Below are 11,930 nucleotides of genomic sequence, written 5' to 3' on the forward strand. Positions count from 1 at the left end.
TTTTATCTATTAGCGAGAGGAGAAATGTTCATCAAGCAATTTACGTAGCGCGTCAGACTGTTTGCCAAAAATAGCATGAACTTCTTGCCCAAGAATAATCACCCCCAGCGCCCCTTCATTTTGTAGCGCCTGAGAATCGACAATAGCCAGATCGTTTACCGAGACGCGCAAACGGGTTAAGCAGGCATCCACATGCGCAATATTCCGCGCGCCACCAAAGGCTTGCGCCAGCCTCTGGATTTTCTGCAATTCCCCCTCACTAATCGGCGTTGTTGCCGCATTTTTCGCTTCAGAGAAGTAGTGCAGGAAGGATTTAAGGCTCACCATAATAGTCTCCTGATAATCAGCAGATAAAAAAACGCCTGCCCGAATGGGCAGGCGCGGAAGGTTCACTTATGCGTTACGGCGAATAACCCGGCAATCCCAGGGAGCCAGCGACATCGCGCCGCTGACCGACGAACCGGATAAACAATCCTGATAACCGTCAGGCAGCGTTATCACCTGCTGCTGGGCGCTAAAGTTCTGAATAAAGACAAACGTGCTTTCGCCATCCGTACGCGCCGTGGCAACGACGCCCGGCGGCAAATCGTGTTGTAACGCGCGCGGCAACTTCAACTCCTCAATAATGTTGGCGAAGAAATCACGCTGGAAAGCGAGATCGTTGCGTGATGCGACGTGCCAGGCCTTGCCTTTGCCGACATGATTGACCGTCACGGCGGGTCGCCCGGCGTAGAAATCATCCCGGTAGGTTGCCAGCGCCTGCGCGCTCTCGGTATGGATCAACTCACACAGATGGCGCGCCTGATACGGTCCCTGTAATCCGGCCTCGTTACCCGCCAGCCCCTGCACCAGATTGCGCTCGTTGTCGTCCAGGCAATCAATCTCTTCTGCCCAGATACCCAGCAATTTGCGCAGCGGGCCAGGGAAACCGCCGAGATAACAGAGATCGCTTTCATTGACCACGCCGGTCCAGTAGGAGGTCACCAGATGACCGCCCGCCGCAACAAACGCTTCTGCGCGTTCGGCAAAACCGTCGCGCACCATATACAGCATCGGCGCAATCACCAGCTGGTAACGGCTGAGATCGGCATCGGCATTGATCACATCCACGGCAATGCCTTTTTCCCAGAACGGGCGATAGTGCTCGTTAACCGTTTTTTCATACTCCAGGCCTTTATTGCGCGGCCCTTCGGCGTCATCCAGCGCCCAGCGGTTCTGCTGATCGAAGATAATTGCCACGCGGGCATCGGTTCGGCACCCCATTACCGGGGTGAGTTTACTGAGCATGTCGCCCAGCGCGCACACTTCACGCCCCACGCGCGTATCCAGATGCCCGACGTGATCGATAACCGCGCCGTGGAACTTCTCGACCGAACCACGGCTTTTACGCCACTGGAAGTACTGCACTGAATCGGCACCGTGTGCCACCGCCTGCAGCGACGAGAGAATGTGCATTCCCGGCTTTTTCAGCTTGCTGGTCGGCTGCCAGTTGGTGACGCTCGGCGTCGACTCCATCAGCACAAACGGTTTGCCGCCTTTCAGCGTGCGCATCATGTCGTGATACATGGCGGTGTAGCAAGCCAGCGCCGTTTCGTCTTTATCCCGGTGCCACATCGGGTAGCTGTCCCAGGAGATAAAATCGATCGCTTCAGCCAGTTGCCAGTAGTCGTAATCGTAGAAATACTCCATAAAATTGGTGGTCACCGGCAGTGCCGCGTTGGCGGTTTTCAGCGGGGCCACTTCATGACGGCAAAAATCGGTTACCTGCGCGGTGTTAAAACGCCGCCAGTCGAGGTTCAGCCCGTGAATGGAGACTTCCCCCTGCGGCGCCGGTGACTGGATCTGCGACCAGTCGCTGTAAGTGTGGCTCCAGAAGTCGCTCCACCAGGCGTGATTGAGGTTGTCCAGCGTCTGATAACGTGCTTTCAGCCAGCCGCGGAATTTCTCCTGACACAGCGCGCAGTGGCATTCACCGCCGTATTCATTGGAAATGTGCCAGCCCAGCACCGCCGGATGATGCGCATAGCGCTCTGCCAGCAGCGTATTGATTTTCAGCGTTTTTTCCCGGTACACCGGCGAGGTCATGCAGTGGTTGTGCCGCCCGCCGTGCAGCGCCGGAACGCGATCGCGCCCGACCCGCAGCACCTCCGGGTATTTTTGTGACAACCACGCCGGACGCGCGCCGCTTGGCGTGGCCAGAAATATATGGATACCGGCGGCATATAATTTATCGATGACCTCATCCAGCCAGGCGAAATTAAATACCCCTTCCTGCGGTTCGAGTTTCGACCAGCTGAATATGCCGACGGACATCACATTGCATTTTGCCTGCTGCATCATGGCAATGTCGTTATCAATAATATCGGGATAGTTTTCCCACTGTTCCGGGTTATAGTCCGCGCCATGCAATAGCGAGACAACCTTCGGGCTTAAAGGCGCAAATTTATTCATAATGAATTCCTGAAATTTACCACACCAAAATTAATTAAAAACTTTTACCGATGGCAGCACTTTCCCCTGGCAATCAAATAACGCCTGGTTTTCGCGGGCATTTCCCTCTTTCCACTGGTCGTTGATATATTTCATCCCCGCTTGCGTAGCCCAGGTATTTCCGGGAACGGCAATCCAGGTCGGTTCCCAATAAAAAATACCCTTGCCGCGATGGCCCTGAACATTCATTACCGACTGCATTAAATCGTGGATATAGTCATATTGCCCCTGCACGGTGCCGGGGTAGCCGCCCTCTTTTTCTTCTTTCGCCTGGAAGCTGTTTTCCGCGTTATCACAGTTCGCCAGCGTATAGCCGTAGGCCGCTTCCACCACAATCACATCTTTGTTGTAGCGCTTGCTGATGTCGTCCATATTGGCCTGCAATGCGCTGATTGGCCCGTTCCAGTAGGTGTACATAGAGAGGCCAATGACATCGAACGGCACGTTGCGTTTGGTGATTTCATCAAACCACCAGCGGAAGGTATCGTTCTTGGTGCCTTCCGCCAGATGCAGCATGATTTTCACCTGTTCGCCGTTCTTCAGGTTCTCTTTCAGGCCGTCAATAGCGGAATTCAGCAACCCCGCCAGCCGGTCAAACTCACCGCCGCCCTGCCCCCAGCTTTTGCCTTCCGGCCACAGCATGCCGCCGTTGATCTCATTGCCGATTTGCACCATATCCGGCAGCACGCCCTCCTGCTTAAAGCGGGCGATGGTGTCGCGGGTATAGTCATGGATTACCGTTTTCAGTTGCGGGTAATCCATTTTTTCCCAGGCTTTCGGTTTGTATTGCTTGCCCGGATCGGTCCAGAAATCGCTGTAGTGGAAATCGAGCAGCAGTTTCATGCCCTGCGCTTTCACCCGCTTCGCCAGCGCCAGCGTGCTGGCTAAATCGTTGTTACCGCCGCCATAGGCCTGGCCTTGCGCATCTTTCGGGTCCACCCACAACCGCAAGCGCACATAGTTGACGCCGTTGGCTTTCAGAATGGCGATCGCATCCTGCGGCTGGTTATTTTCGTTATAAAACTTCGCCCCGTGTTTCTCGGCGTCGAGCAGCGTTGAAATATCCGCGCCTTTGATGAAATCGGCGGGCATGCCGCTAAAAGGACGCGTCTTTAACGCGTCGGCGGCAAAGGTGCTGGCGGACAAACTACCAAGACAGACAGCAAGCAGAGCGGGTGCAAATCTTTTCATGTGGTTATCCTTTGGTGCTGCCGGAGGTCAGGCCGGAGACGAAGTATTTTTGCAGTGCCAGATAAAGAATGGCCACCGGAACGGCGATCAAGACCGCGCCCGCCGCGTAGGTGGTGTAACTGGCGCCCATTTTTTGCGCCACCAGGTTGTAAAGCCCAATCGGCAGCGTGTATTTGTCCGGGGTACGCAGAATAGTGCTGGAGAGAATGAAATCCCCCAGCGGCCCGGTGAAAGAGAACAGTGCCACTACGGCCACAATCGGTTTCGACAGCGGCATGATGATCTCAATAAAAATGCGAAAGTTACTCGCGCCGTCCATGCGTGCGGACTCATCCAGGTCACGCGGAATGGCATCGAGATAGCCTTTCATCAGATAGGTGTTCATCGGGATCATTCCGGCGACATAAATCAGCACCAGCGCCATATGGCTGTTGATTAAGCCCAACAGTTGCGACAGCACAAAAATGGCAATCAGCGCCGAAAACTGCGGGATCATCTGCAGCAGCAAAAACAGCATCAACCCGTTCTGCCGCCCTTTAAACCGAAAGCGGGAAAAGGCGTAGGCGGTGAAACTGACGCTGATTAAGGTCAGCACCATCGTCAGCAGGCTGATCTTCATTGAGTTCCAGTACCAGGTCAGGTAATTGACCTGGCCATTAAACAGATCGGCGTAGTGCTGAAACGAAAGATTTTCCGGAATTATCGAGGTGCTGAGCAGGCTGTTACCTGCGTTCAGCGACGCGCCAATCGTCCACACCAGCGGGTAGATAATCATCAGCGAGACCAGCGCGATAACCAGCCAGGAGAGCGTCAGGCGGATCCACTTCTCGCGGCGGATACTTTGTGATTGAGCCATTTTTCTTCCCTTATGCCATGTCGTCGTTTTTAAAGGATTTGGTCGCGCGGAACTGCCACAGCGCCAGACCGACGACAAAAATCGACAGCAAAATGGTGATGGTCGCCGCAATCGCGTACTGCGAGGAGGACATCGTCAGCTTGTAAATCCACGACACCAGGATATCCGTCCCACCCGCGTTCGCCCCCGCAACTGCCGGGCCGCCGTTGTTAAACAGATAGATGATGTTGAAGTTGTTAAAGTTGAAGGTGTACTGGGTAATGATGATCGGCGCAATCGAGTACAGCACCAGCGGCAGCGTAATGGTGCGCAGCCGCGTCCAGGTGCCCGCGCCATCCATCTTCGCCGCTTCGTACAGATCGTCCGGGATAGCCTGCAACACGCCGGTCGTCATGGCGAAAACAAACGGGAAACCGAGCCAGGTTTGCATCATGATCAACGCCGTTTTGGTCCAGAACGGATCCGTCAGCCACGCTTTCGGCGCAATGCCGAAGAACGCGAGAATGGCATTGTTAATCACGCCAAACGAGTCGTTAAACATCCCGGCGAACACCAGAATGGTGACAAACCCAGGCACCGCCCACGGCAGGATAAAAATGGTGCGTACCAGCGGCTTAAAGCGCAGATCTTTCTGGTTCACCAGTATTGCCAGCAGTACGCCAACGGAACACTGCAACGTGGTGGCCAGCAGCGTCCAGACCACCGTCCATTGCAGCACATCCAGGAAGGTCGAACGCCAGATCGACAAGGTAAAGATGTTGACGAAGTTCTTTAACCCTACCCAGTCCACCAGCCTGGCCGGCGGCGTGTGGTAAAGGTTGTAGTTAGTGAAGGCGATGGCGAAACCGAAGAGGATCGGGAAAATCACCACGAACACCAGCAGAATAAAGCCTGGCGTGATCATCAGGTACGGGAAGCCGTCGCTGAGTAACAACTGGTACTGCTTGCGTACGCTGTTGAGCGGCTTTCCTGCGTCGCGTTTTTTACCGTTTACCCACGCATCGCGCAGCGAGAGGTAATAGACCATCACGCCAAAGGCGATGATCAGTACGCTGATAATCCCTTCCGCCAGCAAGAAAATGGAGTTGTCACGCGGGACTTCCTCGCCAAGCGTGTATAACCCCCACAATCCTTCGCGCAGAAAATCGTAAAAAATGCCCATAAAGCTGCTAAGCAGCACCAGGAAGATAAGGCCCTTTAACCACTGGCGGTGATAAAACTGACCAAAACCCGGCACAACGGCCAGCAGCAGCCCGCACCACGCATGCCGCCCTGCGCCATGCGTTTTGGCAAAATTTTCGCTGGGACTGATAATCACGTACGACTCCTTTTCAACAACGGGAGGTGCCCCTCCCGTTTCGCAACAACACGCGGTTACTGGTTACTGGCCTGCATCGCTTCAACTTGCATATGGATCTGTTTGGTGGCTGCATCGAGCGCCGCCTGCGGTTCCTGTTTGCCGGTCAGGCTCAGCTCCAGCGCGGCGTTCGCCGGGCCCCACACTTCGCCCATCTCCGGAATGCCCGGCATTGCCGTCGCGCGCGCCGCCTGTACCGCCACAGCGCTGGCTTTTTCGTCGTTTTTGATAACCGGATCGTCAATCATCGCTTTCTGCGCCGGGATTTCACGCGTGGCGATATAGCGCGTTTTCACGTACTGCGGCTGGTTGATAAATTCGATGAATTGCTGGGCGAGCTTTTTGTCTTTGCTCCAGGTCGAAACGACATAGCCTTTCACACCGAGGAAGGAACTCATCGGTTTGCCGTCTGGTAAGTTTGGCAGCGGCGCAACGCCGTAATTGATCCCCGCCGCTTCATACGGCTGGAACGCCCATGGGCCATTGATTACCGCTGCGGCTTTTTTCTCGGTAAACAGTGAATCGATGGCGTTCAGGCCGTTATCGCCGAGGATGCCGGAGGGAAATACGCCTTCGGCATAGAATTTTTTCAGGAAGGTGACGGCTTCCACCGCGCCCGGTTTATTGAGGCCAATATCCTGCGGGTTGAAGCCGCCTTTATCATTTTTACCAAACAGGTAGCCGCCTTCCGGCCCGATCGCGCCCCAGCTGTAATAAACCTGGTCAAACTTGGCCAGCAGCCCGTATTTGTCCTGTGCGCGCTGTTTTTTCGAATAGTCGAGCCACTCCGGCAGGCTTTGCAGCGGCTTATCAATCAGTTCCTTGTTATAGATAAGCACGAGGGTTTCCACCGCTTTCGGCACACCATACAGCGTGTTATCCAGACGAAAGGCATTGATCGAGGCTGGCGTAAAGGCGTCAACTTTTTCTTTATCCAGATTCAGGGGGGTCAGCAACCCTTGCACCACCGCGCCACCCAGTTGATCATTAGGAATGACCAGCACATCCGGGCCAATGCCGGCCGGGCCATCGAGGCGTAATTTCTCCAGCTGCTGCGCGTAGGGCATCTCCTGCACATTAACTTTGACGTCGTACTTTTGTTCGAAATCTTTTACGGCGTCCTGAATGCCGACCGACTTTTTGATGTCTTCCCAGACATTAAGCTGCTGAGTGGCGGCGTGCGCCGACAGGCTAACCGTCTGGCCAACGGCGAGTGCAGAGAGGATCAGTGCAGTAAGTGTGTTCTTTTTCATTATCAACCTCATGTCAAGGTATAACAATTTTGTGGTTTTTATGGCGCAGCATCAGGATACCTTTTAAACAAACCACCTGATATTGCAGGGTTTAAGACGTATTCACCCGCCTTATTGAATTTGTTATACGCTACGCTTTAACAATTAATAAAACGAGCATAAACGGTGAGTTATGTGACCGGCATTACAGAAATGAAAATTCGATATAGGGCGCAAAAACACTGGAAGTTATAGTCATAGCAAGATTTTTCGCCGTTACGCAGCAACGCCAGATGATTGTTATACGTAATACAAAAACACTCAGCGCACGGCATAAACGGTAAATAACGGCTACTACATTCGGGGAACGTTGATGTCCAATATACGACTGAGGAATGTCACCAAACGGTTTGGCGACACGGTGACGCTGAACAATGTCAATTTGTCGATTGATGATGGCGAATTCGCGGTATTTGTCGGCCCTTCCGGCTGCGGTAAATCCACCATGCTGCGCATGATTGCCGGTCTGGAAGAAGTCAGCGAAGGCGAAGTGTTGATTGGCGATGAAGTGATGAACGATGTCGCGCCGGCACATCGCGGCGTGTCGATGGTGTTTCAGTCTTACGCGCTCTATCCGCATATGACCGTGGCGGAAAATATGGGCTACGGGCTGAAAGTGAACAAAGTGCCGAAAGAGGAGATCCGCCGCCAGGTGGAGATGGTGGCGAAAACCCTGCAACTTAGCCATCTGCTGGACCGAAAACCGAAACAGCTCTCCGGCGGCCAGCGCCAGCGCGTCGCCATTGGCCGCGCGATTGTGCGTAACCCGCGTGTGTTTATGTTCGACGAGCCGCTCTCAAACCTCGATGCCGAACTGCGCGTCGAGATGCGCCTGCACATTGCGCGCCTGCACCAGGAGCTGAAAACCACCATGGTGTATGTCACGCACGATCAGGTGGAAGCAATGACGCTGGCGGATAAAATCGTGGTGATGAACGACGGCAATGTCGAGCAGATGGGCTCGCCGATGTCGCTCTACTACAATCCGAAAAACAAGTTTGTCGCCGGGTTTATTGGCTCGCCGAAGATGAATTTCCTGCCCGCAACGGTTAAAGCCTGGCAACCCGGCGAAGTGACTATCACGCTGGCGCAGGGGCATCAATTAACGCTCGGTATCGACACCTCGCGGCTGGAGCCCGGTGCGTCGATCACGCTCGGCATTCGTCCGGAGCATCTCTCCACGGATGTCACGCGTGGTACGCCGCTGGAATTTCAGTGTGAAGTGGTGGAACGGCTGGGTAATAACACCTACCTGTTTGGTCAGTGTTACGGCCATGACAACATAAAAATTCTGCTGCCGGGGGATGTCCATTTCCGCCCGTGGCAGAAAATTACCCTCGCCTTTGATAGCCGCCACTGCATGATTTTCGACGATCGGGATTTGCGCGTCAGCGCCGATATTCCGGTGCCAAACCCGGACTCCCCGGACGGCCCGATCAATTGATTTTCACTCATCAAGGATAAGTGCTGCTCCGTTTTGCGTGTTTTTCATCAGATAGGCTTTGACTACCCTTATCTGCATCGACACCAAAAACACATTAACGGAGCCATGATGAAAGCTATCGCTATTACCCGCGCCGCGCAAAACGGCAGTAATCTGGATTTTCTTACCGACATTGAACTGCCGCAACCGACCGCCAGCGGCCACGACTTACTGGTGGAAGTGAAAGCCGTTTCCGTCAACCCGGTGGACACCAAAGTGCGCGCCGGTTTTAACGCCGATACTCCGCGCGTGCTGGGCTGGGATGCCGTTGGCGTGGTGACTGCCGTGGGGGAAGCGGTAACGTTATTCCAGCCGGGCGATGAAGTGTGGTACGCCGGCGCGTTGACCCGCCCCGGCAGCAACAGTGAATTCCAGTTGGTGGACGAACGCATTGCGGCGCGCAAACCGAAAACGCTGGATAACGCTGCCGCCGCCGCGCTGCCCTTAACCGCCATTACCGCCTGGGAGTTATTGTTCGACCGTCTTGGCATCAAAGAGGGCGGCAACGAAAATGATGTGCTGCTGATTGTTGGCGCGGCGGGCGGCGTAGGCTCGATCATGACACAGCTGGCTCGTAAGCTAACGCGCTTAACGGTCATTGGTACGGCATCTCGCCCCGCCAGCCAGCAGTGGGTAAAAGAGCTGGGTGCGCATTATGTGATTGACCACAGCAAACCGCTGACCGAAGAGCTGGCGCGCATTGGCATCAAACAGGTTTCACACGTCGCCAGCCTCAATAATACCGAAGAGCATTATCAGCAGCTGATTAACGCCCTGAAACCGCAGGGTAAACTGGCGCTGATTGACGATCCGCACAGCCTGGACGCGATGCCGCTGAAGGTGAAAAGCATTTCGCTGCACTGGGAGTTTATGTTTACCCGCTCAATGTTCACCACTGACGATATGATTGCCCAGCATCAGTTGCTTTCACGCGTGGCGCAGTTGATCGATGAAGGCGTGTTAAAAACCACGCTTGGCGAGCACTTTGGCACCATCAATGCCGTGAATCTGCGCAAAGCCCATGCGCTGCTGGAAAGCCAGCGGGCGGTGGGAAAAATCGTGCTGGAAGGGTTTGCGGGCTGACGATTAGCCAGGATTATTCTTAAAGGTTACAAGCGGATAGCGAAAATCGCCGTCCGCTTTTCCTGCTCTGCCCTGGGTTTGCTTACACTTTTTACCAAAGCGTTATTTTTTCGTAGTTGCTCCACTGTCCGTTAACGGCAATGATGGCGTGCTATTTATGCAACCGCGTGAAATGTATAAGAACAACCTGGAGAGAGTATGAGTAAAACAAAAATGATGCTTCTGGGCGCGCTGTTGGCAACCGCCTCGACGGCCTTTGCCGCACCGCAAACCGCTACACCAGGCGCTACCGGGCCGCAATCTTACGAAATTAATGAGTTTGTCGCCGACTTTACGAAATTCACCATTGGCGACACCGTACCAGAAATGTACCGCAGCGAAGAGTACAACATCAAACAGTGGCAACTGCGTAACCTGCCAGCCCCCGAAGCCGGTAGCCACTGGACCTATATGGGCGGCAACTATGTGCTTATCACCGATGCCGAAGGCAAAATCCTCAAAGCCTATAACGGCGACATTTTTTACCATCGCTAAACCAGGAGCTGAATGATTATTCGCCGCTGGCAGGAAAGTGACAGACCGTTTTTACGCACTCTTTTTTTACACGCCCGCAAAGAAAGCTGGCACTGGCTTGATGGCAGCGACTGGCGGCTGGAAGATTTTGACGCCGCCACGCTCGATGAAACCATCTGGGTCGCCGAAGAAGAGGGCCACCGGCTGGGGTTCGCCTCGGTGTACGAAAACGACAATTTCCTGCACAACCTGTTTGTCGACCCGGCCTTTCAGGGCAAAGGCGTCGGCAGCGCTCTGCTCAAACATGCGCAATCCACCTTTACCGGCACTGGCGCACTGAAATGCCTGCTGCATAACAAAGCCGCACTGGCGTTTTATCAGCACCATGGCTGGCATATCGAAGCACAGGGCGTTTCGCCGGAAGGGGATTACGTGCTGATGCACTATCTGAAGAAGTAAAAAAACCTCTCCCGAACGGGAGAGGTTGACGGATTTACACCGCGCGAAACGCGATATCACCAGGAATGACTTCACCCTGCCAGTAAAGCTGCGCGGCTACGCGCCCGGCAAGTTGACGGTAGATAGCGGTAAATTCGCTGTCCGGGCGGCTCACCACGGTCGGCGTACCTTTATCCAGATCTTCACGCAGCGAAATGTGCAGCGGCATCTGCCCCAACAACTCGGTGTGATACTGCTCGGCCAGTTTTTCCGCACCGCCGGTGCCGAAAATCGGTTCGTGATGACCGCAGTTGCTGCAAATGTGCATGCTCATGTTTTCAACAATACCGAGCACCGGCACTTCCACTTTCTCGAACATAACGATGCCTTTTTTGGCGTCGATCAGCGCTATATCCTGCGGCGTTGTCACCACCAGCGCGCCGGTCACCGGAATGTTTTGCGCCAGCGTCAGCTGAATATCACCGGTGCCTGGCGGCATATCCAGTACCAGGTAATCCAGATCCGGCCACATGGACTCCTGCAACAATTGCAGCAGCGCTTTGCTGGCCATCGGGCCGCGCCACACCATGGCGTTATCATCGGTAACCAGGTAGCCAATCGAGTTGGTCGCCAGACCGTGGGCGATAATCGGCGCCATATGCGTACCGTCCGGCGAGGTCGGACGCTCGTGCTCCGCACCGAGCATGACCGGGATCGACGGGCCATAAATATCGGCGTCGAGAATACCGACTTTCGCCCCTTCCGCCGCCAGCGCCAGCGCCAGGTTTACCGCCGTGGAGGATTTCCCTACCCCGCCCTTGCCGGAACTGACGGCAATGATGTTTTTCACACCGTTGACGCCCGGCTGGTTCTTCACACGTTTTAAGGTGGCGATGTTGTGCGACAGCTTCCAGTCGATGGCGCGCGCGCCGGTCAGCCGCAGCAATTCGGCGCTGCACTGCGCTTTTAACTCTTCAAACGCGCTGCGCCAGACAAACGGCATCAGCAACTCAACGTGCAGGGTGTCATCCAGCCATGCGACATGGTGTACCGCTTTTAAAGCAGTGAGATTGTGCTTCAGGGTTGGGTGCTGAAAATCGGCCAGCGTCCCGGTGACAATCGCGCGTAACGCTTCCGGGGATTTGGCCTGGGATTGCGAACTCATCCCGACTCCTTTGTAGTTGTTCTGAAAACGACATTGTAGCCAGCAAGTTTACCCCACGGGCA

At 54.7% G+C, this 11,930-nt stretch carries 11 protein-coding genes; 4 read left to right on the plus strand and 7 right to left on the minus strand.

Annotated elements, in window-relative coordinates:
• Positions 1 to 9: 9 nt before the first annotated feature.
• The 6 genes from H650_RS05535 to H650_RS05560 all read right to left on the minus strand — a co-directional run bounded on the left by H650_RS05535 (position 10) and on the right by H650_RS05560 (position 7,147).
• Positions 10 to 327, minus strand: coding sequence for a PTS sugar transporter subunit IIB (locus H650_RS05535; protein ID WP_020454345.1), 318 nt, complete (start codon positions 325 to 327; stop codon positions 10 to 12).
• A 66-nt stretch (positions 328 to 393) separates the two neighbouring features.
• Complete coding sequence (locus tag H650_RS05540; RefSeq protein WP_020454346.1) at positions 394 to 2,451, minus strand: beta-galactosidase; 2,058 nt, start codon at positions 2,449 to 2,451, stop codon at positions 394 to 396.
• A 30-nt stretch (positions 2,452 to 2,481) separates the two neighbouring features.
• The gene (locus H650_RS05545) at positions 2,482 to 3,681 is read right to left on the minus strand and encodes a glycoside hydrolase family 53 protein (protein WP_020454347.1); all 1,200 of its coding nucleotides are present in this window, start codon (positions 3,679 to 3,681) and stop codon (positions 2,482 to 2,484) included.
• Positions 3,682 to 3,685: 4 nt separating this feature from the next.
• The gene (locus H650_RS05550) at positions 3,686 to 4,537 is read right to left on the minus strand and encodes a sugar ABC transporter permease (RefSeq protein ID WP_020454348.1); all 852 of its coding nucleotides are present in this window, start codon (positions 4,535 to 4,537) and stop codon (positions 3,686 to 3,688) included.
• A gap of 10 nt (positions 4,538 to 4,547) precedes the next feature.
• Positions 4,548 to 5,855 (minus strand): carbohydrate ABC transporter permease, encoded by a 1,308-nt coding sequence (locus tag H650_RS05555; RefSeq protein WP_020454349.1) that lies wholly within the window; start codon positions 5,853 to 5,855, stop codon positions 4,548 to 4,550.
• 56 nt (positions 5,856 to 5,911) lie between these two features.
• Positions 5,912 to 7,147, minus strand: coding sequence for an extracellular solute-binding protein (locus tag H650_RS05560; RefSeq protein WP_020454350.1), 1,236 nt, complete (start codon positions 7,145 to 7,147; stop codon positions 5,912 to 5,914).
• A 352-nt stretch (positions 7,148 to 7,499) separates the two neighbouring features.
• Between H650_RS05560 and H650_RS05565 the strand changes: the two genes are divergently transcribed.
• The 4 genes from H650_RS05565 to H650_RS05580 all read left to right on the plus strand — a co-directional run bounded on the left by H650_RS05565 (position 7,500) and on the right by H650_RS05580 (position 10,724).
• Positions 7,500 to 8,630 (plus strand): ABC transporter ATP-binding protein, encoded by a 1,131-nt coding sequence (locus H650_RS05565; protein ID WP_044489418.1) that lies wholly within the window; start codon positions 7,500 to 7,502, stop codon positions 8,628 to 8,630.
• Positions 8,631 to 8,738: 108 nt separating this feature from the next.
• Positions 8,739 to 9,752, plus strand: coding sequence for a zinc-binding alcohol dehydrogenase family protein (locus H650_RS05570; protein WP_020454352.1), 1,014 nt, complete (start codon positions 8,739 to 8,741; stop codon positions 9,750 to 9,752).
• Between the two features lie 198 nt (positions 9,753 to 9,950).
• The gene (locus tag H650_RS05575) at positions 9,951 to 10,286 is read left to right on the plus strand and encodes an RcnB family protein (RefSeq protein WP_020454353.1); all 336 of its coding nucleotides are present in this window, start codon (positions 9,951 to 9,953) and stop codon (positions 10,284 to 10,286) included.
• A 12-nt stretch (positions 10,287 to 10,298) separates the two neighbouring features.
• Positions 10,299 to 10,724, plus strand: coding sequence for a GNAT family N-acetyltransferase (locus H650_RS05580; protein ID WP_020454354.1), 426 nt, complete (start codon positions 10,299 to 10,301; stop codon positions 10,722 to 10,724).
• 34 nt (positions 10,725 to 10,758) lie between these two features.
• Here the strand turns inward: H650_RS05580 and apbC are convergent, their stop codons facing one another.
• Positions 10,759 to 11,868: an iron-sulfur cluster carrier protein ApbC gene (gene apbC / locus H650_RS05585; protein WP_017459824.1), complete on the minus strand. Its 1,110-nt coding sequence runs from the start codon at positions 11,866 to 11,868 to the stop codon at positions 10,759 to 10,761.
• Positions 11,869 to 11,930 lie beyond the last annotated feature (62 nt).

Source organism: Enterobacter sp. R4-368 (genome assembly GCF_000410515.1).
GTDB lineage: Bacteria > Pseudomonadota > Gammaproteobacteria > Enterobacterales > Enterobacteriaceae > Kosakonia.

Coding starts and splice junctions, on each gene's coding strand:
- apbC (WP_017459824.1), bottom strand. CDS start 11,868: ATGAGTTCGCAATCCCAGGCCAAATCCCCGGAAGCGTTACGCGCGATT.
- H650_RS05565 (WP_044489418.1), top strand. CDS start 7,500: ATGTCCAATATACGACTGAGGAATGTCACCAAACGGTTTGGCGACACG.
- H650_RS05560 (WP_020454350.1), bottom strand. CDS start 7,147: ATGAAAAAGAACACACTTACTGCACTGATCCTCTCTGCACTCGCCGTT.
- H650_RS05550 (WP_020454348.1), bottom strand. CDS start 4,537: ATGGCTCAATCACAAAGTATCCGCCGCGAGAAGTGGATCCGCCTGACG.
- H650_RS05575 (WP_020454353.1), top strand. CDS start 9,951: ATGAGTAAAACAAAAATGATGCTTCTGGGCGCGCTGTTGGCAACCGCC.
- H650_RS05570 (WP_020454352.1), top strand. CDS start 8,739: ATGAAAGCTATCGCTATTACCCGCGCCGCGCAAAACGGCAGTAATCTG.
- H650_RS05540 (WP_020454346.1), bottom strand. CDS start 2,451: ATGAATAAATTTGCGCCTTTAAGCCCGAAGGTTGTCTCGCTATTGCAT.
- H650_RS05545 (WP_020454347.1), bottom strand. CDS start 3,681: ATGAAAAGATTTGCACCCGCTCTGCTTGCTGTCTGTCTTGGTAGTTTG.
- H650_RS05535 (WP_020454345.1), bottom strand. CDS start 327: ATGGTGAGCCTTAAATCCTTCCTGCACTACTTCTCTGAAGCGAAAAAT.
- H650_RS05580 (WP_020454354.1), top strand. CDS start 10,299: ATGATTATTCGCCGCTGGCAGGAAAGTGACAGACCGTTTTTACGCACT.